This is a genomic window from Pseudoprimorskyibacter insulae (assembly GCF_900302505.1).
Classification (GTDB): Bacteria; Pseudomonadota; Alphaproteobacteria; order Rhodobacterales; family Rhodobacteraceae; genus Pseudoprimorskyibacter; species Pseudoprimorskyibacter insulae.
Window position 1 is genome coordinate 78,014 of sequence record NZ_OMOJ01000001.1, and the last position, 26,274, is coordinate 104,287.

A 26,274-nucleotide genomic window follows, 5' to 3' on the forward strand; every position below is an offset into this window, starting at 1 on the left:
CAGGGGAATCACCTATTACGTGCCCCCTATGGTCCAAGGGTGCGCGGGAATGTGGTTACTTGGGAAGGGGTAGTTGGCCAGCGTCCTTGGCCAAGTCCTCAAAGTCGAAATTATCAAGGCGTCTGGCCCGATTTCCGGCTTTGTCGGCGCTGATCTTGATCTCGGCAATGTCTTTCGCGGCCTGCCCGAAATGCCGGTCGAGGTTCTCGACCCGCGCGCCCAAACGATCCACATCAGAATAGAGCAACGCCAGTTCCTTGCGGATGGCCCCGGCCTGTTCCCGCATCCGGGCATCTTTCAAAATGGCCCGCATGGTGTTGAGCGTCGCCATGCAGGTGGTGGGCGACACGATCCAGACCCGCGCGGCAAAGCCTTCGCGAACCACTTCGGGGAAATTGGCGTGCAACTCGGCATAGACCGCCTCGGACGGCAGGAACATCAGCGCCCCATCGGCGGTTTCGCCTTCGATGATATACTTGTCGGAAATGTCGCGGATGTGCTTGCGCAACGAAAACCGCAGTTGCTGCGCGGCGCGGGTCAGTTGTTCCTGCGTTTCGGCCCGGCGCAGCGCCTCGTAGGCCTCAAGCGGGAACTTGCTGTCGATGGCAATCGGGCCGGGGGGATTGGGCAGGTGGATCAGGCAATCGGCCCGCCGCCCGTTCGAAAGCGTCGCCTGCAAGGTGTAACTGTCAGACGGCATCGCCTTTGAGACGATGTCCCGCAGTTGGATTTCGCCAAACGCGCCGCGGGTTTGTTTGTTCGACAGGATGTCTTGCAGCGACAACACATCGCCCGACAGCTTGGTGATATTGTCCTGCGCCTTGTCAATCGCGGCCAGCCGTTGCTGCAATTCGCCCAAGGAATGCGCGGTGCGCCGCGATGTGCCATGCAGTGTTTCGTTCATATGATGCTGCACCTCGGCAAGGCGCTTTTCCATCAGTTGCAGCATGGCGGTCTGGCTGGCGGCCTGCGCTTCGCTGACGTGGTGCAGCCCGCCCGCAAGCCGTTCTTGCCCGTCCGACAGGGCCTGCACCCGCTGCGACAAGGCCCCCATATGGCGGGCCATCGGTTCGGCCATGCGGGCCGAGCGGCCAGCAGCGCGAACGGACATGATCAGCAGCAGAACGACCAGAAGCCCCAGCCCCAGACCGGCCAAAACAAGCTGAACGACAGGATCGCTCAGCGCATAGGAGTTCGGTCCGATCTGGATCATGTGCGCCCGAAAAGCCGTTCGATATCAGACAGTTTCAGCTCCACATAAGTGGGGCGGCCATGGTTGCACTGGCCCGAATGGGGGGTCGCCTCCATCTCGCGCAGCAGGGCGTTCATTTCCTCGGCGCGCATGCGGCGGCCCGACCGGATGGAGCCATGGCAGGCGACGCGACTTAGGATCGCCTCCAGCTTTTCCTGCACCAATTGGGAGGAGCCATTGTCGGCCAGCTCGTCCAAGATGTCGTGGATCATCGCCTTGGCGTTAACCTCGCCCAATAGGGCCGGGGTTTCGCGCACGGCAATGGCGCCGCCGCCGAATGGTTCAATGGTCAACCCAAGGCGCGACAGGTCATCGGCGGCTTCCAGCAGGCGGGCTTGATCGTCGGCGGACAGGTCGATGATTTCCGGGATCAACAGCGCCTGTGCGGCAACCCCGTTTTCCCCCATCTGGCGTTTCAGCTTTTCATAGACCAGACGTTCATGCGCGGCGTGTTGATCGACGATGACCATGCCGGTTTCGGTCTGGGCGATGATGTAGTTTTCATGCACCTGCCCACGTGCCGCGCCCAAGGGCAGGGCTTCGGCTTGGGGTTGCGGTTCGGGGTCTGGTTCGACAACGCGCCCGCTGTATTCGGTCGAAAACTCCGAAAATCCGGGCGCTTGGGCGCGGAAGGCTTCTTCGCGCGCGGCAGCCGAGGGGCGTTCGAACGTTGGGCGATAGGGCGCGCGGTCCATCTGGTAGCTGCGGGCCTCAGGTGCTTCGGGGCGCATGGCCCCCAGCGTTGCGCTGGCCACGGTAGTTGAGGCACGGTGCCCGGCTTCGGCCAAGGCGTGACGCAGCGCCGAGACGACCAGACCGCGCACCACGCCGCTTTCACGGAACCGGACCTCGGACTTGGCGGGGTGCACGTTCACGTCCACGCGGTGCGGGTCGCAGTCGATGAACAGGGCCACAGCGGGGTGACGATCCCGGCTTAGGAAATCGGCATAGGCCCCGCGCAATGCCCCGATCAGCAGTTTGTCGCGGACGGGGCGGCCATTCACAAAGAAATACTGCGCCACAGCAGAGCCGCGCGAATAGGTCGGCAGCGCGGCATAGCCCGTCAGGCGCACGCCTTCGCGTTCGGTGTCGATCGGCAGGGCATTGTCGGTAAACTCACGCCCCATGATCGTGGCCAGCCGTTCACGCAGGGCGTCGAACAGGTCGCCGGTTTGCGCATCGGCGCGGAAGGTCACGCGCCCTTCGCCGCCGCCCGACACATCGCGCAAGGTGAAGCCGACCGAGGGTTCCGCCATGGCCAAGCGCTTGATCACATCGCTGATGGCTTGGCTTTCGGCGCGGTCCGAACGCATGAATTTCAACCGCGCCGGGGTGGCGTAGAACAGATCGCGCAGTGTCACGATGGTGCCTTGCCCCAAGGCGCAGGGGCGGGGCGGTTTGATCTGGCCGCCATCGACCGAGATTTCGGCGGCCTCATACCCTTCGGCCCGGCTTTGGATCGTCAACCGGCCAACCGCGCCCAGCGATGGCAGCGCTTCGCCCCGGAAGCCGAAGGAATGAATGTTCAGCAGGTCGCTGCCGTCGATCTTGGACGTCGCGTGGCGGCTTAGGGCCAGCGGCAGTTCTTCGGGCGGGATGCCGCAACCATCGTCCTGCACGCGGATCAGGGTTTTGCCGCCGTCCGCAATGTCGATGGAAATGCGCCGCGCCCCGGCATCAATCGCGTTCTCCACCAGTTCTTTCACGGCGGATGAGGGCCGTTCCACCACCTCGCCAGCGGCGATTCGGTTGATGGCGGCATCATCAAGCTGTCGGATGACCGGGCGAATGTTGGGGACGTGCGAATTCATACCACAAAACCTAGCAGGCGTTGTTCGATTCTGAAACGGGCAATCACCAATGAGACAAACGTGGTAAATTCTTTGGAACGTTTTTTGCCTAAACTTGTTTGAGGTCCAGCACAGTTGGAGGACGCGCGATGATCAAAGATATGGGCAAAAGGCTGCTGCGCCGCACCAAGCCTGCGCAGGATAAACCGACACCAGACTTGACTGAGCTTTGGCCCGCAGCGGCTGAGGCCAAGCCAAACGGGCCGTTCAGCACGGCACCTGCGGGCGTTTGGGCCTGCCCCAGCGATGGGTTGGACGATCTGCGCCGCAATGGTCTGTAACGTCTTTGGGCATGAAAAAGCCCGGGCGCAGAACGCCCGGGCCAGTCGTACTCTAGGCTGATAGGAAGGAGGAGATCAGCCCTTCGAGAATTCCGGATAGGCCTCCATGCCCAGTTCCGCTTTGTCGAGGCCATTGATTTCGTCTTCTTCCGAAACCCGCAGACCCATGACCATGTTCAGGATGAACCAGACCACACCCGAGGCGACGACGGTGAAGATGCCGACCACGACGATGCCATACAGCTGGGTGCCCAGCGAAGCGTCAGAGTTGGTCAGAACAACCGCGATGGTGCCCCAGATGCCGCAGATCAGGTGAACCGGGATCGCGCCAACCACGTCGTCGATCTTCAGCTTGTCCATCATCGGGATGGCGAAGACCACGATCACGCCGCCGACCATACCGATCAGAGTTGCTGCGCCCAGGGTCGGGGTCAGCGGTTCTGCGGTGATCGATACCAGACCGGCCAGTGCGCCGTTCAGAACCATCGTCAGGTCAGGCTTTTTGTACAGCAGTTGGGTCAGGATCAGGGCTGCAATCGCGCCGCCTGCTGCCGCAGTGTTGGTGTTTGCGAAGATACGCGACACGTCTGCAACGTCACCCACAGTGCCCATGGCCAGCTGCGAGCCGCCGTTGAAGCCGAACCAACCCAGCCACAGGATGAACGTACCCAGCGTTGCGAGGGTCAGGTTCGAACCCGGCATCGGGATCACGCGGCCGTCTTTGAACTTGCCGATACGCGGGCCAAGGATCAGTGCGCCGGTCAGAGCGGCCCAGCCACCTACCGAGTGCACAACGGTCGAGCCTGCGAAATCCAGGAAGCCAGCTTCGTCCAGGAAGCCGCCGCCCCATTTCCACGACGCTTGCAGCGGGTAGATCACAGCGGTCAGAACGATGGTGAAGATCAGGAAGGGCCACAGCTTGATACGCTCGGCCAGGGTGCCCGAAACGATCGATGCGGTGGTGGCGCAGAACATCAGCTGGAAGAAGAAGTCCGAACCGGTCGAGGCATAGCCGTAATCGTCGGCCGCATCGGCGGTGACGCCAACAGCTTCCAGAACGCCGGGGCCCCAGACGCCGGACAGAACGCCGTCAACCGACCAAGTGCCCAGCGGGTACATCAGGTTGTAGCCGATCAGGTAATAGAAGATCGCAGCCAGCGAGAAGAGCGCGACGTTCTTCATCAGCTGCATGGTGACGTTTTTCGAACGGACGAGGCCTGCTTCCAGCATGGCAAAGCCAGCGGCCATCCAGAACACCAGGAAGCCGCCAACAAGGAACAGCAGCGAGTTCAGGATGAATACGGTGTCGGTCGAGGCGTTTACGCCGGCGACCGGGCCGTCTTGTGCAAGGCCCATAGTCGGCAGGGCGGCAAGCGCTGCGACCGGAGCGATGGTCTTGAGGAGTTTCATTCTTTTGTTTCCCTTGAAATCTGTCCCGCGGCTCACAGAGCGTCCGCGTTGGTTTCGCCGGTGCGCACGCGGATGGCCTGCTGCACGTCGAGAACGAAAATTTTGCCGTCGCCGATTTTGCCGGTCTGAGCGGTCTTCGTGATGGTTTCGACAACCTGATCGGCCATCGACGCGGAAACCACGATTTCCAGCTTGATCTTCGGCACGAAATTCACGGCATATTCTGCGCCGCGGTAAATTTCGGTGTGGCCGGATTGCGAGCCGAAGCCCTTGATTTCAGTCACCATCATGCCGCGAACGCCGATATCGGTCAGCGCCTCGCGGACCTCCTCGAGCTTGAACGGCTTGATCGTCGCAATGATCAGTTTCACCTTAGTCCCTTTCGCTTGTCGCAGGTAATTCCTGCACGATGCCCTTGCAGCAAAAGGCCGGTTCACCTGTTATTGGAAGGGGGTACAGTGCTTGTCGGGCAGGCATATGCTCAAAAAACGCACAAAAAATGCACAAATATCTAAAGATGATCAAAAAGTAGGCGAATTGAAAATGGCGAACCCTATCCCTTTGGTGTCAACATTGTGAAAAAATCAGGGTACATTGCGAAAAAAGAGACAGGTCCCGGGCAGGACGCATGAGTGATTCAAAAAGAGGCAAAGGCCGACTCGTGGCTGAAAAGCGCTATGGCGCGGCATCGGCCAAGAAGACGTCTGGCAGCAAACCCCGTAAATCCGGCGGGTCCGGCACACCGCGCAAACCGGCGGGGCGCAAACGTGCGCGCACCAAGTCGCGACCCAAGCGCAAGGGGTTGTTTGGTCTGATCCAAACGCTGTTGATCTGGATCTACAAACTGATCTGGCGTTTGACGGTGCGTGTGTCGATCTTGGCCGCCTTGGTTCTGGGTGCCGCTGTTCTGGTCGAATACGCCAGCCTGCCCGATTACAACCAACTGCTGGACGGGCGCGCCAAAGGTTCGGTCACGTTGCGCGACCGCAACGGAGAGATCTTTGCATGGCGCGGCGATCAATACGGTGGGGCCGTCACGGCGCAATCCGTATCACCCTATCTGAAAAACGCCGTCATCGCGACTGAGGACAAACGCTTCTATTCGCATGTCGGCGTGTCGCCGCGTGGGATTGCGTCTGCGGTGCGGATCAACCTGTCCGAAGGGCGCGGGCCGTTGTCGGGGCACGGCGGGTCTACCATCACCCAGCAGACAGCGAAATTGCTGTGCCTTGGGGTCGAATATGACGCTTCGGTCTGGAAGAACGAGGCCGAGTATGTTGCCGACTGTCGCCGGTCGTCGCTTGCCCGGAAGGCCAAAGAGGCGGTGTTCGCCTTGGCGATGGAGGTCAAGTTCACCAAGGATCAGATCCTGTCGATCTATCTGAACCGCGCCTACATGGGTGGCGGCGCTTATGGGGCCGAGGCCGCATCGCAGCGCTATTTCGCCAAACCGGCCTCTGATCTGACCGCGCCCGAGGCGGCAATTTTGGCCGGTCTTCTGACCGCGCCGTCAACGCTGGCCCCCACGGCCAATATCGAACGCAGTCAGGCCCGCGCGGCCACTGTGCTGCGTCTGATGCGCGAACAAGGTTATATCTCGGTCCAAGAAGAACGCACTGCCCAAGCCAACCCCGCCACCCTGTCGGATGTGGCCGAGGCGCGGGCCGGTGGGTATTTCGCTGATTGGGTCATGGCCAGCGGGCCAGAGTTTTTTACCAGCAAGACCACCGAAGACATTGATATCCGCACCACGCTGGATCAACGCATTCAGGCCGCCGCCGAAGGCGCGATGAAGCAGGTGTTCTCGGACAAGGTCAAGGAAGGATCCAAGGCGCAAGCCGCCATCGTCGTAATGTCGTCCGACGGCGCGGTGCGGGCCATGGTTGGCGGGCGCAAAACCAATGTGTCGGGTCTGTTCAACCGCGCAACGCAAGCCAAGCGTCAAACCGGATCGGCCTTTAAGCCCTTTGTCTACGCCACCGCGATGGAACTGGGCTATAGCCCGCTGGACACCGTGGTGGATGAGCCGCTTTGCCTGAACATTCCGGGCAGTGGCGAATGGTGCCCCAAGAACTACACCAATGAATTCTATGGCCGGGTGACCTTGGTTGATGCGCTGAAACAGTCACTGAACATCCCGGCGGTGAAAGTGTCTGAAAGCGTTGGGCGCAAGCTGGTGCAGCGGGTGGCCACCGATTTCGGCATCGACAGCGAATTGATCGACACGCCCGCACTTGCGCTGGGGGCCTCGGAATCCACGTTGCTTGAAATGACGGGCGCTTATGCGGGCATCCTGAATGGCGGGTCGTCCGTGTCGCCCTATGGTCTGGTTGAGCTGCGCCGCAAGGGCGACCCCAACCCGATGATGGAGGCGACGGGCGGTATCGGGGAACGCGTGATCCGCGAAGAGGCCGCGCATTCGCTGGTCTATATGATGGAGAAGGTGCTGACCGAAGGGTCGGGCCGCCGCGCCCAACTGCCGGATCGTCCGGCTGCGGGTAAGACCGGCACCACTCAGGCCGCGCGCGATGCGTGGTTCATCGGGTTTACCGCCGATTATGTGGCGGGCGTTTGGATGGGATATGATGACAACACGCCCTTGCGCGGTGTTACGGGCGGCGGTCTACCGGCCGAGATTTGGCGCGAAACCATGATCCGCGTTCATGAAGGTCTGCCGGTCAATCAACTGCCCAAGCTGGAACCGGTGCCGCAACGCCAACAGCAGGCCCCCGCACCAGAGCAGACCGAACCGCAGCGGCGTGAAAACGTGCTACAGCAGGTGCTGCGCGATCTTCTGGGGGGAGGGAACTAAGGCCGGTCACCCGGCCTTTTTCAGATCCTCGATCATTGCATCGATGTTGCCGCCGCGCTTGTCCAGCATGGCGCCAACCTCGGTGCGTTCGGTTAGCAGCAGGTTCACGCCTTCAATAAACATGTTGAAGAACAAATGCTTGCCGGTCCGGTCCGAGACGTGGAACGACACTTCGAACGGCTTTTCACCGCGCAGGTAGGCGGTGGTGCTGACCTCAAAGAAGTCTTTCAGCGGTCGCACCTCATTCACCTCTAGCCGTCCGCCGATGAATTCGCGAAACCGCGACCCGTATTTGCGGCCAATATAGCTGATGAAGGCGTCCGAGAAGGCGGATTTTTGCGCCGACGTCGCACGGCGGCCATCGACGCCCATCGCGTAGGCGGCGATATACGAGGTATCGGCGTATTTGCGGAAAATGGCTTCGAAATCGCGGTACATTGCGGCTTCGGATTTGCCGGATGCGATGACTTTGTTGATCGCGGCCACCAGATCGTCGATCAGCGAACGGGCCTTGTTCGGGTCAAGCGCTGCCCAGCTGGGCGCGGCGGTCACCAGAACTGCAGCGCTGGAAGTGCTGGCGGCCAGAAAATCACGGCGGGTCATGAAGGTCATGTCAAAATCCCTCGGTGTCGATATCGTCTGGTGAAATATAGGTATCCATCGCCTGATCGCCCAGTTCATAGCGACGATTTTGCAGATAGGTCATGCGCGACTGTGCGTAACTGTCGGCACTGTCATAAAGCACACCATCCACCAATTCAGCATAGCGCCCACGTTTGCCCAGTTTCGCGACCGCTTTAAGGCCGGTGCCCACGTATTTCTCCGGTGACGGCAGCACATAGCTGAGCGGGTTTGTGAACAGATCAACCACCATGCCTGTTGCGTCCCGTTCGGTAGACGGACCAAGCACGGGCAGTTCCATATACTCGCCTTCGGGGAAGCCCCAGACATAGAGCGTTTCGCCAAAGTCGCTTTCATCCTCGGTCAGGCCGATCATGGTGGCGGGGTCCGCCAGCCCGCCAAGCCCGATGGTCGTGTTGACGACAAACCGCCATGTGTTGTGCACCGCGCCTTCGAAGTCCAGTTGCAGCAACTGGTTCACGATGGTTCCGGGGGTGTCGAGGTTGCTGGCAAAATTCGAAACGACTGTCATCGCGCCGCCGCCTTCGCCGCCGCCGATGGCTGTGCCGACCGGGCGCAGAACCTTCTCATCGATGGTCTTGTTCATTTCATGGATGCGGCGGTTCGTCTGTTCTTGTGGGTCGAATATGCCATCCGGTGCCTCGCCCGGTCCGGGTGTTGAACAGGCAGCAAGGCCGATCAAGGTCATAAAAACTGGAATTGAAAAGATTCGTGACATTGTTGAAATGAACCTTGGGGTTGGCGGTAAGGGTCAGCCCTGATATGCGAAACATATCGTTTTTAGTTATTTGCTTTGATACCTCCCTAGCGGCGGAATTAAAAGCAGTCGTAGTGCTATCGGCGGGGACAGGCCGCCGCAGATGCGACTGCAAAAACATGAGGCTTAGAGAATGAGCGGATCTCAGTACGAAATTGGCCGGGCGGAGCTAAAGTCCGTTCGGCGGAACAGCAGGATGTATTTCTGGTTCGTGGGCATTTTCAGCTTCTTTGTGAACCTGCTGATGCTGACCGGACCGATTTATATGCTTCAGGTTTATGACCGCGTGCTTGGGTCGCGTTCTTACGAAACGCTGCTGGCGCTGACGGTTCTGGTTGCCTTCCTATACGGGATGATGGGTCTGCTGGACTATGTCCGGGGCCGGATCATGGGCCGTGTCGCGGCGCGGTTCCAATCGGCGCTGGATCTGAGGGTGTTCAGCGCAGTTGTGCGGCGCTCGGCGGTTAAACCGGACCAATTGGCCGCCAGTGGCTTGCGTGATCTGGAGACCGTCCAACGGCTATTGGCCTCGCCGGTTTTGACGGCGGTTTTTGACATTCCCTGGACGCCGTTCTTCTTGGTTGGGATCATGCTGTTCCACCCGTGGCTTGGCTATCTGGCCATCGGCGGCGGTGTGTTGCTGATCTTCGTGACCATTATCAACCAAGTTGTTTCACGCAATCCGACGCTGAAATCGAACCTTGCAGTGATGCAGGCCGCCAAAATCTCTGAGCAGATCCAGAACGAGGCCGAGATGGTGCAGGCCATGGGCATGCGCCGCGCGGCCTTTTCCCGCTGGCACCGCGCCCGCCGTGAATCGCTGGCCAATCAGATCAAATCCGCCGACTTGGTCGGCACCTTTTCGTCGCTGACGAAAACGCTGCGCCTGTTTTTGCAGTCCGCCATGCTGGGCCTTGGTGCCTATCTGGTGCTTCAGGGTGAACTGACGCCCGGCGCGATGATTGCCGGTTCCATCCTGATGGGCCGCGCCTTGGCGCCGATTGAAATGGCCATCGGCCAATGGCCTCTGGTGCAGGCGTCGCGCAAAAGCTGGGACAACCTATGCCAATTGCTGACCGAGATCCCGGAAGAGCAGGAAAAGACCGCGCTGCCGCGTCCCAAGGCCAACCTCGAAGTGACGCAGCTGACGGTTGTGCCGCCGGGTGAACAGCAGGCCTCGTTGCGGATTGTCAGCTTTGGGCTGGAGCCGGGACAGGCCGTGGGTGTGATCGGGCCATCGGGCGCGGGCAAATCCACGCTGGCGCGCGCCCTGACCAGCGTTTGGCGCCCCGCTGGCGGTAAAATCCGTCTGGATGGCGCTACGCTTGACCAATATCCGCCGGATGTTCTGGGCCAATACATCGGCTATCTGCCGCAGCGCGTGACGTTGTTTGACGGAACGATCGCGGAAAACATCTCTCGCCTGTCGCCCGAACCGGACGATGCCAAGATCGTCGAAGCAGCCAAGAAGGCCGCAGCGCATGACATGATCCTCAAACTGCCCAATGGCTATGATACCGTCGTTACCGCCAATGGTGGGCGTCTGTCGGGTGGTCAGATTCAGCGGATCGGCCTTGCGCGGGCGCTTTATGGTGATCCGGTGCTGTTGGTGCTGGATGAGCCGAACTCGAACCTCGACAACGAAGGCAGCCAAGCGGTGAACGAAGCGATCCGCACGCTGAAAGCCGAAGGCAAATCGGTGCTGATCATGGCGCACCGCCCTGCGGCCATTCAGGAATGCGATTTGCTGCTGATGCTGGAAAACGGCACGCGGTCGGCCTTTGGACCCAAGGATGAGGTTCTGAAATCCATGGTGGCCAATCACAAACAAATTCAACGTAACGCGACGACGGCCACGCCCGGAGGTGTGCAATGAGCGATCCGGCAAACAAGGAATTCCCGCTGCGCGGATTTATGACCCTTGGCTTGATCTGCCTTGGCATTCTGGTTGGCGGTTTCGGTTATTGGGCTGCGACGACTGAAATTTCCGGCGCAATCATCGCCCCCGGTCAGATTGAGGTCGATCAGAACCGCCAAGTGGTGCAGCATCCCGATGGTGGCGTTGTTGCCGAAATTCTGGTGGACGAAGGTGATGTGGTTGCCGAAGGCGACGCCCTGATCCGGCTTGACCCGACGCTGCTCAATTCCGATCTGAAGATTGTCGAAGGGCAATTCTTTGAACTGGCCGCCCGCCGTGCCCGTCTTTGGGCCGAACGCGATGGGCTGGATACCGTGACCTTCGACCAAGAGGTGCTGGACGCCGCCGCGAAGGACGAAGACGTTGCCGAACTGGTCGAAGGCCAGCGCAACCTGTTCAGCGCCCGCCGCGATTCCATCGCGCAAGAGGTGGATCAGCTGACCAAACGCTCGGCCCAGATCGATGATCAGGTGGACGGCATTGATGCGCAACAGGTCGCCCTGACCCGTCAGCTTGAACTGATCGAGCAAGAGCTGAAAGACCAGCAGTCGCTGTTGCAGCGTGGTTTGGCGCAGGCCAGCCGCGTACTTTCCCTACAACGCGAAGAGGCGCGTCTGGCCGGGCAAGTCGGCCAGTTGACCGCCCAAAAGGCGCAAGCGCAGGAACGGATCACCGAGATCAACATCGAGGTGATCAAGCTGGAAACCCGCCGCCGCGAAGAGGCGATCAGCACCCTGCGCGATCTTCAGACCCGCGAACGGGAACTGGCGGAACAACGCTCGGCCTTGCTGGAACGTCTGAGCCGGATGGAGATTCAGGCCCCGGTGTCGGGCGTGGTGTATGGGCTTCAGGTCTATGCCAAACGGTCGGTTATTCGCCCGGCGGAACCGGTGCTTTACCTCATCCCGCAGGATCGGCCCTTGGTCATCGCTTCGCAGGTTGAGGTGATCCACATCGACAAGCTGTTCGTCGACCAAGACGTGACCTTGCGCTTCTCGGCGTTGGATCAGCGCGAAACGCCTGAACTGTTCGGCCATGTGGTGAAAGTGTCGCCTGACGCCTTCACAGATGAGGCCACGCGCCACAGCTATTACCGGACCGAAATCGTTCTGAACGAAGGCGAGATTGACCGCCTGCCCGCAGGCACGACCCTAATCCCCGGTATGCCGGTTGAGGCATTTATCCGCACCGATGACCGGACGCCGCTGGCTTACCTGATGAAACCGTTCATGGACTATTTCACCAAAGCCTTCCGCGAAAGCTGATTTGGTGCCGCGCGGCCTTTTCAAACGTCGCGCGGCCCCCTAGCGTCGGTCTGAAAGAACAACGGAGGTTCCAATGACCAACGCAATCGAGGCCCGCCTGGCAGAACTGGGCGTCACCCTGCCGGACGCCCCTGCGCCTGCTGCCAATTACGTGCCTTTCGTCCGCACTGGAAACCAGCTGTACGTCTCGGGGCAGATCTCGTCCGGGCCGGATGGTCTGATCGTTGGCAAACTGGGTGACAGCTTGACCACCGAACAGGGCGCGGCTGCGGCCAAGACCTGTGCGCTTAGCCTTTTGGCCCAGGTTCGCGCGGCTTGCGGCGGCGATCTGACCCGCCTGAAGCGGGTGGTCAAACTGGTGGGTTTCGTGAACTCGACCGCCGACTATGTCGAACAGCCCAAAGTGGTGAACGGCGCGTCTGATTTCATGGTCGAACTGCTGGGTGATGCGGGGCGTCACGCGCGGTCTGCGGTGTCTGCGGCGTCGCTTCCTCTGGGCGTGGCCGTTGAAATCGAAGGTATTTTTGAGATCGAATGATGGATCTTCCTCAGTCATTCCTGACGCGCCCGATTGCTCATCGGGCGCTGCACAACCGCGCCGTGGGCCGCCCCGAAAATTCGCGGGCGGCGATGAAGGCGGCGGTCGATCGCGGCTACGGGATCGAAATTGACCTGCAAATGTCCTCGGACGGGCAGGCGATGGTGTTTCACGATTACGATCTCAAACGCCTGACCGGGCAAGACGGGCAGGTCTGCCAAATGACCGCCAAGGAACTGGGCGCGATCCCCCTGCTGCACGGGGATGAGGGCATTCCGACCTTGCCCGAGATCCTTGAGGTGGTGCAGGGCAAGGTGCCTTTGCTGATCGAAGTGAAGGATCTTGTTGGCGGCTTGGGCCCCAATGTTGGCACGCTTGAGGCTGCGGCGGCCAAGGCCCTGTACGGCTATCAAGGCGATGTTGCGCTGATGTCGTTTAACCCGCACAGCGTTGCCGCCTTGGCTGATTTGGCACCCCAGATCCCTAGGGGGCTTACGACAAGCGGATATTTGGCGCGTGACTGGCCGCGCGTGCACGAACCGATGCGCATCAAGCTGCGCCAGATCGGGGATTTCGACCGGGTTGGGGCCTGCTTCATTAGCCACGACGCCAATGAGTTGGACAGCCCGCGTGTGGCCGAGCTGAAAGCGCAAGGCACGCCCATTCTGTGCTGGACCATCCGGTCGGCTGAGGCCGAAGCTAAGGCGCGCCGCGTTGCCGATAACGTGACATTTGAGGGCTATCTGGCTTGATCCCATCAGCGGGCGCCCCAATTCATCTGGCAGAGGCCCCAAATGACTGAATTGCCAATCTCAATCACTGTTCACCGCACGCTGGATGCCATCGGCCAGCAGGCATGGGACAGTTGCGCCTGCCCCGAGGCGTCGGATGGTGGGCGGCCCACTGATCCGTTTACCACATATCGGTTTCTGAAGGCGCTTGAGGATAGCGGTTCGGTCGGCCGCGGGTCTGGTTGGGATCCGCTTTATCTTACGGCGGAATTGGATGGCGCGTTGATCGCCGTCGCGCCGCTCTATGCCAAGGGGCATAGCCAAGGCGAATATATCTTCGATCACAACTGGGCTCATGCCTATGAAAACGCGGGCGGCAGTTACTACCCCAAACTGCAATGTGCCGTGCCCTTCACCCCTGCAACGGGCCGCCGGTTTCTGTGCAAACCGGGGCATGAGGTGGCAGGCTTTTCAGCGCTGGTTCAGGGGGCAATCCAACTGGGTGTGGAAAATGAGCTTTCGTCCTTTCACGCGACGTTCTGCACAGAAGGCGAGGCGGTCGCGGGTGAGGCGTTGGGGCTGTTGCACCGGGTCACGCAGCAATTCCATTGGTGCAACGATGGCTATGCCGATTTCGATGGGTTTCTAGCGGCGCTCAGTTCGCGCAAGCGTAAGACCATCCGCAAGGAACGGCGCACCGCGCAAGATTTTGGCGGGCGGATTTTCACTGTCACGGGCGACCAGATCGAACCGCACCACTGGGATGCGTTCTGGCAGTTCTACCAAGACACCGGGTCGCGCAAATGGGGATCGCCCTATCTGACCCGGCAGTTTTTCGACATCGCGCAGGACGTTCTACGGGACGATATTGCGCTGGTTCTGGCCGAACGGGACGGCGTGCTGATCGCCGGGGCGCTGAACTTTATCGGTCGCGATACGCTATACGGACGATACTGGGGCTGCATCGAACATCATTCCTGCCTGCATTTCGAACTGTGCTATTATCAGGCCATCGACCTTGCCATTGAACTGCGCCTTGAGGCCGTTGAGGCCGGTGCGCAGGGCGAACATAAGCTGGCGCGCGGATATCTGCCGACCCAGACCCACAGCCTGCATTGGGTGGCCGACAAGGGGTTTGCAGATGCAATTTCGCGCTATCTGAAGGCCGAACGGGCCGCGATGGATGAAGAAATCGAAATTCTGACCGCCTATGGCCCGTTCAGAAAACTGGACCAAGAAGAACAGGACTGATGGTAGAACGCCTATCCGACACCGCCCGCGAAACCATGTTGCCCCCGTTGTTGGACAGCGGATGGGAACAGTTGGCAGACCGCGACGCCATTCGCAAAACATTTGAGTTTGAGGATTTTGTCACCGCCTTTGGCTGGATGACGCGCGCGGCACTGTTTGCCGAAAAATGGAACCACCACCCGGAATGGACCAATGTCTATAACCGGGTGACAGTGATTTTGACGACGCATGACGTCGGCGGGCTCAGCCAGCTTGACGCCAAGCTGGCCCGCAAACTGGATGCGCTTTAAAGCGCGCCAAGCAGGGTTTCCCCAGCCGAGATTTCGCAGGTGCCGGGGCTTTCTTCGATGTTCAGAATGCTGACAACACCGTCATCCACCAGCATCGCATAGCGCTTGGACCGGTCGATCAGCCCAGCAGGCGGAGCGGTGAAATCCATGCCGATGGCTTTGGTGAATTCGGCCTGCGGATCGCCTGCCATGGTCAGGCCTGCCTCGTTCGCGCCGGTGGCATCGCCCCAAGCCTTCATCACGAAGGGGTCGTTGACCGACACGCAGATCACCTCGTCCACGCCTTTGGCGTCGAACTGGGCTTTGGTGCGCACAAAGCTGGGCACATGGGCCGAGCTACAGGTCGGGGTATATGCGCCGGGTACGGCGAAAATCACCACTTTGCGGCCTGCCGTCAGGGCCGATACCGCCACTGATTCAGGCCCGTTGTCGCCCATACGAACCAAAGTTGCCTCTGGCAGGCGCTCGCCCACAGAAATTGCCATTTGTCCTGTCTCCACGAATTGCGTTTCCATATAGCCGGGATATAGGCTGCGCACGGATTTGAACAATACATGATCGGGAGGGCAACATGAGTCATGTGGTGGTAATTGGCGCAGGCCAAGCAGGGGCGTCGGTTGTGGCGCGGCTGCGCAGCAAGGGCTTCGACGGCAAGATCACAATGATCGGCGAAGAACCCGTACCGCCCTATCAACGCCCCCCACTGTCCAAGGCTTATCTGCTGGGCGATATGGGGGCCGAACGGCTCTATCTGCGGCCCGAAGCGTTTTACGCGGACAACGGCATTGACCTGCATGTCAACGAAACGGTGGTTTCGATTGATCCGGCGGGCAAGAAGGTCATCACTGGCGGTCAGACGCTCGACTATGATGAGCTGGTCCTGACCACCGGGTCCATTCCGCGCCGTCTGCCCGCCGCCATTGGCGGGGCGCTGGATGGCGTGTTCACCGTGCGCACGCTGGCGGATGTGGATGCTATGGCGCCTGCGTTCAAAGAAGGGGCAAGCGTTCTGATCGTGGGCGGTGGATACATCGGCCTTGAGGCGGCGGCTGTGGCGGCCAAGCTGGGGCTGAAAGCCACGCTGGTTGAAATGTCCGAACGTATCTTGCAACGCGTGGCATCGCCGCAAACATCTGACTATTTCCGCAAGTTGCACAGTGATCATGGCGTTGACATTCGCGAAGGCGTTGGCCTTGGCCGCCTGACCGGCGACACCCATGTCACAGCGGCAGAACTGACCGATGGCACCACATTGCCGGTGGATTTCGTCATCGTCGGTGTGGGCATCACGCCCGCCACCTCGCTGGCCGAAGGCGCGGGGCTTGAGATTGAAAACGGCATCAAGACTGACACCCATGGCCGCACCAGCGATGCGCATATCTGGGCGGCTGGCGACTGTGCCTCTTTCCCGCATGGCGGCGCGCAGATGCGTCTGGAAAGCGTCGGCAACGCCATTGATCAGGCCGAGGTTGTGGCTGACAACATCATGGGCGAGGCACGCGACTATATCGCCAAGCCGTGGTTCTGGTCGGATCAATATGACTGCAAACTGCAAATCGCCGGGTTGTCGACGGGCTATGACCACGTTGTGACCCGACAGGGCGAAGGCGATTCAGTCTCGTTCTGGTATTATCAGGGGGATCGTCTGCTGGCGCTTGATGCGATGAATGACCCGCGGTCCTATATGGTGGGCAAGCGTCTGATCGAAAGCGGAAAATCGCCGGACCCCGACGCGATTGCCGACCCGGACACCAACCTCAAAGCGCTGCTGAAAGCGTGAGGATCGTCGCGGGCCGGTTTCGCGGACGTCGCCTGGCCGCTGTGGGCAAAGGCGATGCCGGGGCGCATTTGCGCCCCACCACCGACCGTGTGCGCGAAAGCCTGTTCAGCATGCTGCAGGGCGGGCGCTTTGGCGACCCGTTCGACGGCACCCGCGTTCTGGATCTGTTTGCGGGCACCGGCGCATTGGGGCTAGAGGCGCTGAGCCGTGGGGCCGCACATGTCACCTTTGTTGATGACGGACGCAAGTCACTGACCCTGATCCGCCAGAACATCAAGGAACTGGCCATCGGGGATGAGGCCGAGGTGATCGCTCGCGACGCGCTGCGCCTGCCGCCCGCATCCGCGCCCTGCCAACTGGTGTTTCTGGACCCGCCCTACGGCAAAGCCCTTGGGGAAAAGGCCCTGCTGGCCGCCAAGGCGCAGGGCTGGATCGACCAAGGTGCTTTGATCGTATTCGAAGAAAACGCCGCCCAGCCCGCGCCCGACGGGTTCGACTTGCTGGAATGCAAACGCTATGGCGATACGCATATCACTTTTCTGGAAGCGCAATAAAAAACCCCGGCCATGACAGCCGGGGTCCGCAAAACGCGAAGTCAGGGATAATCAGTTGGTGCTGACGGTGCCGCGCGTTTCGGCAACTGCCGCCTGCGCATCCAGAACCAGTTGCGCGCCATCCAGGCCACGAGCGTTCATTTCGGCGATCCAATCCTGAACCACCTCTTCGCCCAGGGCTTTGATCTTGGCGGTTTCCTCTTCGCTGATTTCAGCGATTTCGTTGCCCGATGCCGCCATCAGCGCCTTGCCGTCTGCATCGCCCGTGTCATGCGCACGGCCCGCCCAAGCCGAGGTTTCAAACCCCGAATTGGCGTCGATGATCGCGCGCAGATCGTCCGGCAGACCTTCGTAGACCGATTTGTTCATCGCCCAGATGAAGTAGAGGTTGTAAAGAGACATATCGCCCGCAACATCCGTGTGGCTGTCGGTCAACTCGTCCAGTTTCAGCGACGGGGACATTTCCCATGTGATCACACCGCCATCGACAACGCCCTTCGACAGCGCTTCGGGGAAGGCGGGGACGGGCATGCCGACCGGGGTCGCGCCCAGCTTATCCAGCAGAAGGGTTGCCGCACGCGACGGGCCGCGCAGCTTCAGCCCGTCGAAATCTTCGACGGTTTCCACGGCGGGGCCGATTTTATGCACAAGGCCGCGCCCGTGCATATGCGCCGCGATCAGGTGCACGTCGGCAAAGTCATCCGCCAGATATTTCTGCGTAAAGACCCAAGCCGCTTTCGAGGCTTCCTCGGCCGATTTGGTCACCATGAACGGCAGTTCCAGCGCCTCGGCCTCGGCGAAACGGCCGGGCTGATAGCCGGGGATCACCCAGCCGCCGTCAATTGCGCCATCGCGGATCAGGTCGTACTGCGCCGGGGCTTTGCCGCCAAGCTGCATGAACGGATAGATTTCAATCTTGATACGGCCATTGGACTCGGCCTCAACCTTCTTGGCCCAAGGTTCGATGAAGTACTTCGGGTTCGCCGAGTTCGGCGATACGAAATGCTGAAAACGCAGTGTCACGTCCTGCGCGAAGCCAGCGGTTGCGGTCATGCCGAGAACGGCGGCGAGTGCTGCGGATTTCAGGAAAGTCATCGTCACAGCCTCCTATTGTTAGTCACACCCATGCTGCATGGCAGCGAAGCGGATTTATGCTGCCCTAGCGTCAGATGCAAACGAAATGCGCATTAAAAACGTTGAAAGCGACGTTTATGACATTGAATGCGACATAAAAATTTTCGCTTGGGGGGAATTTTTCCCGACCCGCTGCGGTTGTTTCCGTTTGGCGCTTTCCGTTTGCGCTGATATGTTGATATTCGACTGTATGAATAAGAGGGCAAGACATGCCAGCCTTACTGCCGACCCGTCGCGACCTATTGAAAATGGCAGCAGCCATGCCAGCCCTCACTCTGCCCGCCACGATGAGCCGCGCCGCACTGGGCGGACCGGCCACCAGCAACCCGGTGTTCTTCAATTTCACACTGGGACAGGCCAAGCTGACGGTGATCTCGGACGGGTTCTTCAAGGCTCCTGTGTCTGGCCTTGGGGTGAACGCCGATCCCGCAGAGGTCCAGGCCTTTCTAAAACGCCATTTCCTTCCGGCGGATGAGACCTATTCCCACACCAACCACCTCTATATCGAACTCGGCGACGCCCGGGTTCTGGTGGATATCGGCTCCGGCAACCGTTTCTTCCCAACCGCAGGCCGCTTGCTTGAGAACTTCGAGGCCGCAGGCATCGACCCCTACGCGATCACGCATGTTGTCATCACCCACGCCCATCCCGACCACGTCTGGGGCATCCGCGACGATTTCGACGAAGCGATCCTGCCCGATGCCGCCTACTTTATCGGCGGGAACGAATATGACTATTGGATGCAAGACGGATTGGCCTCAAACGTGCCCGCCGAAATGCAACAATTCGTCGTCGGCGCGCAGAATTCTTTGAATGTGGACGGCGCAGACTGGGGCTTGGTCGCGCATGAGCAAGAGATCGCGCCGGGCATCCGCGTCATCGACACGCCCGGCCATACCCCCGGCCACATGAGCATCGTTATCGAAAGCGATGGCCAACAGCTGATCGCTTTGGGCGACGCCATGAGCCACGCCTATACCAACTTCGCCAAGCCTGACTGGTACAACGGCTTTGATATGGATGGTGCGCAAACTGTCGCCACGCGCAAGCGGCTTTTGGATATGGCCGCGACAGATGGGATGGCCGTTCTGGGCTACCACTTCCCATTCCCTGGTGTCGGGCAAGTCATGCGGGATGGCGATGCCTACCGCTTTGTCCCGGCGCTGTGGGAGTTTCGATAATCCTGCCAGCGCCTGAGCCTGTGACAAAAGTCGGAGCCTCCGGCGGGGATATTTAGGGTCAGAAAATAGGCATAAGCGCAAAAACGGCCCACGCCGATTCAGGTCGTGGGCCGTATGAAATGCACTGCATTTCCTGACACGGTCATCGGCGTCCCCGCCTGTTCCGCAAAATCGATCTCACCCAGATATGGTTAAGATACTGTTATTTTCTGACCGAAAATATCCCGGGGGGTCTGGGGGGCTGGCCCCCCAGTTTGGGCTTAGCCATAGGTGGGATGGAACATCCCGCCGGGCGACAGGGTGAAAATATCGCACCCGTCTGCAGTCACGCCGATGGAATGTTCGAACTGCGCCGACAGGGATTTGTCCCGCGTCACTGCAGTCCAGTCATCCGCCAGCACTTTGGTTTCGGGGCGGCCGAGGTTGATCATCGGCTCAATGGTGAAGAACATGCCTTCTTCCAGAACCGGGCCAGAACCGGCGCGCCCGTAGTGCAGCACGTTCGGCGGCGCGTGGAACACACGGCCCAGCCCGTGGCCGCAGAAATCACGGACAACAGACATGCGATGCCCTTCGGCGAAGGTCTGGATCGCATGGCCGATGTCGCCAAAGGTGTTGCCGGGCTTGACCGCCTCAATGCCCTTCATCAGGGAATCGTGGGTCACTTGGATCAAACGCTCGGCCTTGCGGGGCAGTTTGCCCGCCACATACATCCGACTGGTATCGCCGAACCAGCCATCGACGACCACGGTGACGTCGATGTTCAGGATATCGCCGTCTTTCAGTGTTTTGGGGCCGGGGATACCATGGCAGACCACATGGTTCACGCTGATGCAGCTGGCGTGCTGATAGCCTTTGTAGCCAATAGTAGCCGAGGTCGAACCAAGTTCGGTCACGCGCCGTTCGATAAAGGCGTCAATCGCCTCGGTCGATTGGCCGACAACGACCTGCGCGGCCACATCGTCCAAAATCTGGGCGGCCACGGCACCGGCCTTGTGCATGCCGGCGAAATCAGCGTCTTCGTAAATACGGATGCCGTCGCGGTTGACGCGGCCTCGTGTCTCTTCCTTCAAGGGATCAGGCTCCATGTAAACTGACGGCTTTGTAGCGGGCTTCGGGCCGATTTGCCAGAGCGCGCCATGCCGCGCTTCGGGAACCTTATTCGACAGTGATGCGTTGATCGGTTAGCGACCGGGCATCGGTCGGATCAACGAAAAACGAGGACAGGACATGGAAACGCTCAATACCCTCATGCAAACCCCGCTGTATGACGGCAAAACGCTTGGCGACGTGATGACGTTGCAATTTCTGGCTCAGATGTTGGGCGGCGTTGTCGCGGCGATGCTGATCCTGTTGGTGGCTTTTGTCGTCTCGGGCTGGATTCGGCGGCGGATCGTGCGCGTCGGGACAAGTTCGGCGCGGCTTGACGAAACGTTGTTCCATTTCCTGGGCAATGTGGCCCGGTATATCATTCTGGGCTTTGCCCTGTTGATCGTGCTGAACACCTTTGGCGTTCAAACGACGTCGCTGATCGCTGCGATTGGTGCGGCCGGTTTGGCTATTGGTCTGGCCTTGCAGGGAACGTTGTCGAATGTCGCGGCTGGCGTGATGATCATCATCTTCCGGCCGATCAAGCTGGGCGATTTCATTGGCGTCGCTGGCGAGATGGGAACCGTCAAAGACATCACGCTGAACACCATAGAGCTGGCCAGCGTCAGCAATTCGCAGGTGATCATTCCCAATTCCGAAGTCTGGGGCAATGTGATTACCAACTATTCGGTCTATGACCGGCGTCGAGCGGAATGGACCTTTGGTGTGGGCTATGGCGCGAACCTTGCGGATGCGGAACGGATCATTCGCGATACGCTGATGGCCGACCCGCGGTCGATGGCCGACCCTGAACCCTTTGTGCAGGTGACCAACCTTAATGGCAGTTCGGTTGATTTTCTGGCCCGTGTTTGGGTCAGTTCGGGCGACTATTTCCAGTACAAGGCTGACATGACCCGCAAAGTCAAAGAGGCGCTGGATGCGGGCGGCGTGGATATCCCGTTTCCGACACGTACTGTCATCATGGAAAACGCGGCGCCTGCCACCTAAGGCGCGATAAACGGCACCGGCGCATCAAGCGTCACGCCGGTTTCAGGGTGGATGGCGCATCGTAGCGCCATTGCTTCGACCCCGGCGCGGGCGGCGTCGGTAAAGGCTGCGGCGTAGGCCCGGTCGATATCATCGGCCAGCGTGACACGTTCCGCATCCGTTCGCTGCACCAGATACAGCATGACGGCGCGATGTCCGGCGCGGGCCATCCCGGCCAGCTCGGCCAAATGTTTGGCACCGCGCGCGGTGACGCTATCGGGAAACTCGGCCTGACCCGCGCGGCGCGACAGGGTCACGGATTTGACCTCGACATAGGCGTCGGGCAGGTTTGGGCCGGTCAGCAGAAAGTCGATGCGGCTGTTTTGGCCATATTTCACCTCGGGGCGGACGGTATCATAGCCGTCAAACCCCGGCACCTGCCCGGCCTGAAACGCGGCCTTCAACATCCGGTTGGGCAGCGATGTATCGACGCCGGTGAAATGCCCGCCGTCATGTTCGACCAGACGCCAGCCGTATTTCAGCTTTTTCTTGGGGTCGTCGTTCGGTTCCAGCCAGATGCGCATGCCCGGTTCGGCCAGCCCCATCATGGATCCGGGATTGGCGCAATGGGCGGTCACCTCGGTTCCGTCGCCTAGCCGCGCATCGGCCAGAAAGCGTTTGTAGCGTCGGATCAGGGTTGCAGGCACAAGAGGGGATGGAAAGCGCATGAACAGCGGCCTATACCTTTCTGGACACGTAGATCAAGGAGGACGGTCATGGCCAATCCGACGGCTGCAATGCTGGTGATCGGGGATGAGATCCTGTCGGGCCGCACGCGCGATGCCAATATGCATCACTTGGCCGGTGAGCTGACCCAGGTTGGCATTGATCTGAAAGAGGTGCGGATCGTCAGCGACGACCGCGCGGCGATCATTGGCGCGGTCAAGGCGCTGAGCGCAGGGTATGACACGGTCATCACCTCGGGCGGGATTGGGCCGACCCATGACGATATCACCGCCGATTGCATTGCCGCCGCGTTCGATGCGCATATCGACGTGCGGGATGACGCGCGGGCCTTGCTTCAGGCGCATTATGACCGGCAAGGGGTGGAATTTAACACCGCCCGCCAGCGGATGGCGCGTATTCCCGATGGGGCCAAATTGATCGAAAACCCCGTCTCGATCGCGCCGGGGTTCACCATTGGCAATGTGCATGTGATGGCGGGCGTTCCGTCGGTGTTTCAGGCGATGGTGGCCAGTGTCCTGCCGACGCTGACAGGCGGGCAACCTCTGTTAAGCCAGACGCTGCGCATTGATCGCGGCGAGGGCGAGATCGCCGGGCCATTGTCCGAACTGGCCGCCGATTTCCCCGACCTGTCGATTGGCTCGTACCCGTTCCAGCGCAACGGATCATATGGGGCCAACATCGTCATTCGTGGGTCGGATGGCGCACGGGTTGATGCGGCTATGACCCGTCTTTCGGCGTTGTTTGCCCAATGAAGCCGGACGTTCGCAAACTCTATCAAGTGGTCGAGGCAACCTGGCCACCTGCGGAACAAGTGATTGCTGGGCCTTGGGTGCTTCGGGTCGGGGCAGGTGGCGGCAAACGGGTGTCCGCCGCCACGAAACGCGCGCGGTTCGATGCAGGGATCGACATCCCCGCCGCCGAAGAGGCAATGCGCTTCATGGGGCAGGATCCGCTGTTCATGATCCGCGACGGCGAAACGGACTTGGACGAGGCGCTAGAGGCGCGGGGCTATCGCATTATCGATCCGGTGAACCTTTATCTGTGCCCGGTGCATTCATTGACCGATAAGCTATTGCCGCGCGTGCGGGTGTTCACCATTTGGGAACCGCTGGCCTGGATGCGCGAAGCATGGGCCAAGGCTGGTATCGGGGCGGCCCGGCAAGAGGTCATGGCCCGCGTCAAAGGGCCGAAGACCGCGCTTTTGGGCCGGATCAACGACAAACCGGCCGGTGTTGGCTTCTGCGCCATCGACGATGCCCGCGATGTGGCGATGGTCCACGCGCTTGAGGTCGTTCCCAGTCAGCGCCGCCAAGGTCTGGCGGCCTGGATGATGCGCGGGGCGGCTTTCTGGGCGGCCGATTGGGGGACCGAATGGCTGGCCGTTCTATGTACCCAACAGAACGACGCGGCAAATGCGCTTTATCAGGGCTTGGGCATGGAGCTTGTCGGCCAATATCACTACCGTATCCTCGGGGATGAGGAGAGCTGATATGACCAATTCCGACAATCCGACCGCATTGAACCTGCCAGCGGTTGACCCGCTGCCCGAAGAAACGCAGCGCTATTTCGACATCTGTCAGGAAAAGCTGGGCATGGTGCCGAACGTGCTGCGGGCCTATGCGTTCGACATCGAAAAGCTGAACGTCTTCACCGCCATGTACAACGATCTGATGTTGGCCGGCAGCGGGCTGAGTAAGCTAGAGCGTGAGATGATCGCCGTGGTCGTCAGCTCGATCAACAAATGTTTTTACTGCCTGACGGCCCATGGCGCGGCGGTGCGCGAACTGTCGGGTGATCCGATCTTGGGCGAAATGCTGGTTATGAACTGGCGCGTCGCCGATCTGAACCAGCGCCAGCGCGCCATGCTGGGCTTTGCCGAAAAGATGACCAAGGCGAGCCACGAAATTCAGGAATACGACCGCGAAGCGTTGCGCGATGCCGGGTTTAGCGACCGTGACATCTGGGACATCGCCAATGTCGCTGGGTTCTTCAACATGACAAACCGCGTGGCATCGGCCACAGATATGCGCCCGAATGACGGCTATCACGCGCAAGCTCGGTAAGTCCTTCGGTTGGGTTGGGCCGTGTCTGATGGCGGGGGCGCTGAATGCGGCGCAACTGTCACTGCCGCCCTCGGCTGAATTGACCTTCGAAGACCTGACCGATTCTGACCGGTATGATTTGCCTTTGGCCCCTTGGGCAGATGGGCGGTTGCCGGTTGAGGCGCTGACCGGCCAAGTGCTGCGCCAAGCGTGGCGCGTGCCGGGCGCGGGGTTTTCGCCGTCGCAAACGGCCGCGCAGCTGATGGCGCAGCTAGAGGCGCAGGGCTATCGCATTCTGTTCGACTGTTCCGACCGGTCCTGCGGGGGCTTTGATTTTCGATTCGACACCGAGGTTCTGTCTGCCCCGGAGATGTACGTCGATCTGACGGACTTTCACTTTATCTCGGCCGCCGATGCCGACATGGAAAGCTTCCTCAGCCTGATGGTCAGCAAGGCCGCGCGGGCGGGTTATGTTCAGGTGATCGACGTCGTGATTGGGGCCTTGCCCATGGCGCAGGTCTCGCCGGAACCTCAGACCGAGTCGCTCACATCCCAGGCCGGGACGGGCGGTTTGGCGGGGGCATTGCAGCGCAACGGATCGGTTATTCTGCCGGGGCTGGCGTTTGAGGCGGGCGCTTCGGCGCTGGGCGATGGGCAAGTTCCGGCGCTGGCTGAACTGGCGGCCTTTCTGGCCGAAGACGCCACCCGCCGCGTTGTTTTGGTTGGGCACACGGATGCGGTCGGGGCGCTGGACGCAAATATCGTGTTGTCGCGCCGCCGGGCGCAATCCGTGCTGGAGCGTTTGACATCTGTCTATGGCGTGTCTGGCAGCCAGCTTTCGGCGGAGGGGGCAGGATACCTTGCGCCCATCGCGCCGAATGACACAGCCGAAGGGCAGGACCGCAACCGACGGGTCGAAGCGGTCTTGTTGCCCAGTCGATAATCAGAACTTAATGGCCAAGCCGAAGTTCAGCGCATTGGTGATAATGCGGGTTTTCATGCTGCCACCGCCGGTCAGTTCGGCTTCGTTCTGCGAAATCGAGAACTGGTATTCGCCAAACAGCGCATAGCGGTCGTTCAGATCGTATTTCGCACCGGCAATCAGTTTGGCCGCCGGGCCAGTGTATTGATAGCCCAGTGTCTTGAAGCCGGTGGTCGTGGTGACGTCCACATGCGGAACGGCAACACCAAGGCCCGCACCCACATAGGGCGTCATGGTTTTCCATTGATCGGGCCAACGGTACATCATGTTCGCGGTAAGCAGGTTGTGCCCGTCGGTGAATTCCATCCGGTTGAACCCGATGGCCGAGCGTTCAGCGGCGGGGGCATAAACCTTGGCATGGGTGAATTCGACGCCGAAACCGATCCGTTCAGTGCGCCACCATGTGCCGCGAATCCCGTAATAGGGCGGCATTTCGAACGACTTTCCCTCCCAGCCGATCAGCGCGTTATATTGCGCCCCGGTGCCGGGGTAGGTGCCCTTGACCCGCGAATGCGGCGAGGTTTGCCAGCCGGTGTAAACGCTCAGCTCCATCTCGGCCAAGGCAGGGCTTGCCGCGCCAAGGGCCAGAATCGATGCCGAAAGAATCAGGTGTTTCATTGCCGCACTCCAAAAGCCGGGACAGAATAACTTGGGCCACATAAACACTGCTGTAGCAGGTCTTCAACCGCGACACATCGGCGCTAAAGACGTTTGCTGGCTTAATGTATGCTGGACGGCTTAGTTGCGCATCGCTAATAAGCGCGTCGGAAACGCTGCGGTC

Annotated in this window: 27 protein-coding genes; 16 read left to right on the top strand and 11 right to left on the bottom strand. The window is 60.3% G+C overall.

Features of this window, described 5'->3' with window-relative positions; all coding sequences use genetic code 11:
* Window positions 1-55: 55 nt before the first annotated feature.
* Entirely contained in the window at window positions 56-1,213 is a 1,158-nt protein-coding gene (locus PRI8871_RS00440; protein WP_108884219.1) for a DNA recombination protein RmuC, read from the bottom strand.
* Window positions 1,210-3,063: a DNA mismatch repair endonuclease MutL gene (gene mutL, locus PRI8871_RS00445; RefSeq protein ID WP_108884220.1), complete on the bottom strand. Its 1,854-nt coding sequence runs from the start codon at window positions 3,061-3,063 to the stop codon at window positions 1,210-1,212. Before mutL ends, PRI8871_RS00440 begins: the two co-directional genes overlap by 4 nt.
* Window positions 3,064-3,191: 128 nt before the next feature.
* On the opposite strand from mutL, the gene PRI8871_RS00450 reads away from it, so the two are divergent.
* Entirely contained in the window at window positions 3,192-3,383 is a 192-nt protein-coding gene (locus PRI8871_RS00450) for a hypothetical protein (RefSeq protein ID WP_108884221.1), read from the top strand.
* A gap of 75 nt (window positions 3,384-3,458) precedes the next feature.
* Here PRI8871_RS00450 and PRI8871_RS00455 read toward each other — a convergent pair whose 3' ends face one another.
* Together PRI8871_RS00455 and PRI8871_RS00460 are read right to left on the bottom strand one after the other, a co-directional pair.
* Window positions 3,459-4,793, bottom strand: a complete 1,335-nt coding sequence (locus PRI8871_RS00455; RefSeq protein WP_108884222.1) for an ammonium transporter AmtB — start codon at window positions 4,791-4,793, stop codon at window positions 3,459-3,461.
* Between the two features lie 32 nt (window positions 4,794-4,825).
* On the bottom strand, window positions 4,826-5,164 hold the full coding sequence (locus tag PRI8871_RS00460) for a P-II family nitrogen regulator (protein ID WP_108884223.1): 339 nt from the start codon (window positions 5,162-5,164) through the stop codon (window positions 4,826-4,828).
* A gap of 257 nt (window positions 5,165-5,421) precedes the next feature.
* Here PRI8871_RS00460 and PRI8871_RS00465 point away from each other — a divergent pair, with 257 nt between their 5' ends.
* Window positions 5,422-7,605, top strand: a complete 2,184-nt coding sequence (locus PRI8871_RS00465; RefSeq protein ID WP_108884224.1) for a transglycosylase domain-containing protein — start codon at window positions 5,422-5,424, stop codon at window positions 7,603-7,605.
* Window positions 7,606-7,611: 6 nt separating this feature from the next.
* Here the strand turns inward: PRI8871_RS00465 and PRI8871_RS00470 are convergent, their stop codons facing one another.
* Both PRI8871_RS00470 and PRI8871_RS00475 read right to left on the bottom strand, forming a co-directional pair.
* Complete coding sequence (locus tag PRI8871_RS00470) at window positions 7,612-8,208, bottom strand: Tgt2/MlaC family protein (protein ID WP_108885158.1); 597 nt, start codon at window positions 8,206-8,208, stop codon at window positions 7,612-7,614.
* Between the two features lie 10 nt (window positions 8,209-8,218).
* The gene (locus PRI8871_RS00475) at window positions 8,219-8,935 is read right to left on the bottom strand and encodes an MlaA family lipoprotein (protein WP_108884225.1); all 717 of its coding nucleotides are present in this window, start codon (window positions 8,933-8,935) and stop codon (window positions 8,219-8,221) included.
* 202 nt (window positions 8,936-9,137) lie between these two features.
* Here PRI8871_RS00475 and PRI8871_RS00480 point away from each other — a divergent pair, with 202 nt between their 5' ends.
* The 6 genes from PRI8871_RS00480 (at window position 9,138) to PRI8871_RS00505 (ending at window position 14,997) form a co-directional block, all read left to right on the top strand.
* Window positions 9,138-10,880, top strand: coding sequence for a type I secretion system permease/ATPase (locus PRI8871_RS00480; protein WP_108884226.1), 1,743 nt, complete (start codon window positions 9,138-9,140; stop codon window positions 10,878-10,880).
* Window positions 10,877-12,187, top strand: a complete 1,311-nt coding sequence (locus PRI8871_RS00485; RefSeq protein WP_108884227.1) for an HlyD family type I secretion periplasmic adaptor subunit — start codon at window positions 10,877-10,879, stop codon at window positions 12,185-12,187. The genes PRI8871_RS00480 and PRI8871_RS00485 overlap by 4 nt, the downstream gene beginning before the upstream one ends.
* Before the next feature lie 73 nt (window positions 12,188-12,260).
* A complete protein-coding gene (locus PRI8871_RS00490) occupies window positions 12,261-12,725 on the top strand; it encodes a RidA family protein (RefSeq protein ID WP_108884228.1) in 465 nt (154 codons plus the stop codon).
* Window positions 12,722-13,477: a glycerophosphodiester phosphodiesterase family protein gene (locus PRI8871_RS00495; protein ID WP_108884229.1), complete on the top strand. Its 756-nt coding sequence runs from the start codon at window positions 12,722-12,724 to the stop codon at window positions 13,475-13,477. The genes PRI8871_RS00490 and PRI8871_RS00495 overlap by 4 nt, the downstream gene beginning before the upstream one ends.
* 42 nt (window positions 13,478-13,519) lie before the next feature.
* A complete protein-coding gene (locus tag PRI8871_RS00500; protein WP_108884230.1) occupies window positions 13,520-14,707 on the top strand; it encodes a GNAT family N-acetyltransferase in 1,188 nt (395 codons plus the stop codon).
* A complete protein-coding gene (locus PRI8871_RS00505; protein WP_108884231.1) occupies window positions 14,707-14,997 on the top strand; it encodes a 4a-hydroxytetrahydrobiopterin dehydratase in 291 nt (96 codons plus the stop codon). The genes PRI8871_RS00500 and PRI8871_RS00505 overlap by 1 nt, the downstream gene beginning before the upstream one ends.
* On the opposite strand, the gene PRI8871_RS00510 is transcribed toward PRI8871_RS00505, so the two are convergent.
* The gene (locus tag PRI8871_RS00510) at window positions 14,994-15,482 is read right to left on the bottom strand and encodes a peroxiredoxin (protein ID WP_108884232.1); all 489 of its coding nucleotides are present in this window, start codon (window positions 15,480-15,482) and stop codon (window positions 14,994-14,996) included. The genes PRI8871_RS00505 and PRI8871_RS00510 overlap by 4 nt on opposite strands.
* An 86-nt stretch (window positions 15,483-15,568) precedes the next feature.
* Here PRI8871_RS00510 and PRI8871_RS00515 point away from each other — a divergent pair, with 86 nt between their 5' ends.
* Together PRI8871_RS00515 and rsmD are read left to right on the top strand one after the other, a co-directional pair.
* Window positions 15,569-16,777 (top strand): NAD(P)/FAD-dependent oxidoreductase, encoded by a 1,209-nt coding sequence (locus PRI8871_RS00515; protein ID WP_108884233.1) that lies wholly within the window; start codon window positions 15,569-15,571, stop codon window positions 16,775-16,777.
* Window positions 16,774-17,331, top strand: coding sequence for a 16S rRNA (guanine(966)-N(2))-methyltransferase RsmD (gene rsmD, locus PRI8871_RS00520; RefSeq protein WP_108884234.1), 558 nt, complete (start codon window positions 16,774-16,776; stop codon window positions 17,329-17,331). Before PRI8871_RS00515 ends, rsmD begins: the two co-directional genes overlap by 4 nt.
* Before the next feature lie 51 nt (window positions 17,332-17,382).
* Here rsmD and PRI8871_RS00525 read toward each other — a convergent pair whose 3' ends face one another.
* Window positions 17,383-18,426, bottom strand: coding sequence for a TRAP transporter substrate-binding protein (locus tag PRI8871_RS00525; RefSeq protein WP_108884235.1), 1,044 nt, complete (start codon window positions 18,424-18,426; stop codon window positions 17,383-17,385).
* Window positions 18,427-18,674: 248 nt separating this feature from the next.
* Here PRI8871_RS00525 and PRI8871_RS00530 point away from each other — a divergent pair, with 248 nt between their 5' ends.
* Entirely contained in the window at window positions 18,675-19,646 is a 972-nt protein-coding gene (locus PRI8871_RS00530) for an MBL fold metallo-hydrolase (protein ID WP_108884236.1), read from the top strand.
* 260 nt (window positions 19,647-19,906) lie between these two features.
* Here the strand turns inward: PRI8871_RS00530 and map are convergent, their stop codons facing one another.
* Window positions 19,907-20,734, bottom strand: coding sequence for a type I methionyl aminopeptidase (gene map, locus PRI8871_RS00535; protein ID WP_108884237.1), 828 nt, complete (start codon window positions 20,732-20,734; stop codon window positions 19,907-19,909).
* A gap of 142 nt (window positions 20,735-20,876) precedes the next feature.
* On the opposite strand from map, the gene PRI8871_RS00540 reads away from it, so the two are divergent.
* Window positions 20,877-21,743 carry a mechanosensitive ion channel family protein gene (locus PRI8871_RS00540; RefSeq protein WP_108884238.1) on the top strand — a complete coding sequence of 289 codons (867 nt, stop codon included), beginning with the start codon at window positions 20,877-20,879 and terminating at the stop codon, window positions 21,741-21,743.
* On the opposite strand, the gene sfsA is transcribed toward PRI8871_RS00540, so the two are convergent.
* Window positions 21,740-22,450 carry a DNA/RNA nuclease SfsA gene (gene sfsA / locus PRI8871_RS00545; RefSeq protein ID WP_108884239.1) on the bottom strand — a complete coding sequence of 237 codons (711 nt, stop codon included), beginning with the start codon at window positions 22,448-22,450 and terminating at the stop codon, window positions 21,740-21,742. The two genes, PRI8871_RS00540 and sfsA, sit on opposite strands and share 4 nt — an antisense overlap.
* Before the next feature lie 48 nt (window positions 22,451-22,498).
* Between sfsA and PRI8871_RS00550 the strand changes: the two genes are divergently transcribed.
* From PRI8871_RS00550 to PRI8871_RS00565, 4 genes are read left to right on the top strand one after another with little or no spacing between them, the layout of a single operon-like run.
* Window positions 22,499-23,221: a competence/damage-inducible protein A gene (locus PRI8871_RS00550; RefSeq protein WP_108884240.1), complete on the top strand. Its 723-nt coding sequence runs from the start codon at window positions 22,499-22,501 to the stop codon at window positions 23,219-23,221.
* Window positions 23,218-23,958 carry a GNAT family N-acetyltransferase gene (locus PRI8871_RS00555; RefSeq protein ID WP_108884241.1) on the top strand — a complete coding sequence of 247 codons (741 nt, stop codon included), beginning with the start codon at window positions 23,218-23,220 and terminating at the stop codon, window positions 23,956-23,958. Before PRI8871_RS00550 ends, PRI8871_RS00555 begins: the two co-directional genes overlap by 4 nt.
* A gap of 1 nt (window position 23,959) precedes the next feature.
* Window positions 23,960-24,532 (top strand): peroxidase-related enzyme, encoded by a 573-nt coding sequence (locus PRI8871_RS00560; protein ID WP_108884242.1) that lies wholly within the window; start codon window positions 23,960-23,962, stop codon window positions 24,530-24,532.
* The gene (locus PRI8871_RS00565) at window positions 24,504-25,454 is read left to right on the top strand and encodes an OmpA family protein (protein WP_108884243.1); all 951 of its coding nucleotides are present in this window, start codon (window positions 24,504-24,506) and stop codon (window positions 25,452-25,454) included. Before PRI8871_RS00560 ends, PRI8871_RS00565 begins: the two co-directional genes overlap by 29 nt.
* Here the strand turns inward: PRI8871_RS00565 and PRI8871_RS00570 are convergent, their stop codons facing one another.
* Window positions 25,455-26,111, bottom strand: a complete 657-nt coding sequence (locus PRI8871_RS00570) for an outer membrane protein (RefSeq protein ID WP_108884244.1) — start codon at window positions 26,109-26,111, stop codon at window positions 25,455-25,457.
* Window positions 26,112-26,274: the final 163 nt, after the last annotated feature.